2 protein-coding genes are annotated in these 1102 nt (G+C 27.8%); one reads left to right on the top strand and one right to left on the bottom strand.

Going from position 1 to position 1102, the window contains the following annotated elements; genetic code table 11:
* Positions 1-134: 134 nt before the first annotated feature.
* Positions 135-317 (bottom strand): hypothetical protein, encoded by a 183-nt coding sequence (locus J8H85_RS18850; protein ID WP_209657252.1) that lies wholly within the window; start codon positions 315-317, stop codon positions 135-137.
* 174 nt (positions 318-491) lie between these two features.
* On the opposite strand from J8H85_RS18850, the gene J8H85_RS18845 reads away from it, so the two are divergent.
* The gene (locus J8H85_RS18845; protein WP_209657250.1) at positions 492-971 is read left to right on the top strand and encodes a hypothetical protein; all 480 of its coding nucleotides are present in this window, start codon (positions 492-494) and stop codon (positions 969-971) included.
* Positions 972-1102: the final 131 nt, after the last annotated feature.

The following is a 1102-nucleotide window of genomic DNA, read 5'->3' as shown; positions in this document are numbered from 1 at the left end:
CCGTATAAAAATAATTGCTTATTTTAAGCTTAAACAAAGGTCGTTGCGTTTTTGTTACGTCTGATTTTCCTGCGGAAAATCCTCGCACACAAAACCGCAACTACTCTTATACAAACACGTTGTAAACAATAAAATTATTTGTTTTTCCAACTACTATATTCGTCCGTTCTCATTTGGGTTTTATTGCATTTTTTACATTTTCTCCAGTCATTGTCAGTGTCATAAGTAAAACAACCTTGTTTAAAACACATAGGCATATAATCTCTCCAAAAATGCAATCCGTTTCTACACCAAAAGTTTATTTTTTCTTTGCTCATAATTTAAAAGTTTACAACACCATATAAAAACAAAAGCTATTAATGTTATTGCTTAAAGTTGTTTAATTGTTAATTAGGTTAGTTCCATTTTGGAACATACCACTATTTTACACGCTTCAATTTTTATACTAAACGTTGTGCATAATGTAGAGCAACTAACATAAGAACACAAAATTGACAAAAATACCTGAAAATATAAAAAAGCAAATTTTACGAGTTTCTGGACTAATTTTCTTAATTCTAACATTTGGAATTGGTCCAACTAACATATTTGGTTTGGAGCAATTTATTCAAGAAAAAACTGATTATTTTTTTGGAGTGACTATTTACTTTTTAGATTATGGAGTGATATCTCTTATTCCTTTTTTTGGAATAATGCTAAACTCAAAACGTGCGAAATTTAAATACTCTGAACTGACAATAGATATTTTAACCATTTTATTTTCGACAATAATATTCTTTTTAATTGGACTTTATTTATTGACTTTTATAGGAAAACAATCAAATCCATTAATACCTCAATATTTAATAATTGAACCGATTTTTATATATTCCACCTTAATTATCGGAATTGGAATTTACATACCATTTTTATTAACTAAGCAGACTGAAAAATTAACTGAAATAGATGACATTGGAATTAATAAAGAATAAAAACACTATGCACAACACCGTATCCTATGAAAAGCACTAGCCTAGTTCTTCAAAGTTAATATTTATATTTTAATTATCTCATAATGATGATTCTGTGGTGTTGGAATGTTGATAATTCCGATAGGATTATC

The organism is Mariniflexile gromovii, from assembly GCF_017814435.1.
Lineage (GTDB): Bacteria > Bacteroidota > Bacteroidia > Flavobacteriales > Flavobacteriaceae > Mariniflexile > Mariniflexile gromovii.
This window is presented reverse-complemented; position numbering and strand designations above follow the sequence as displayed.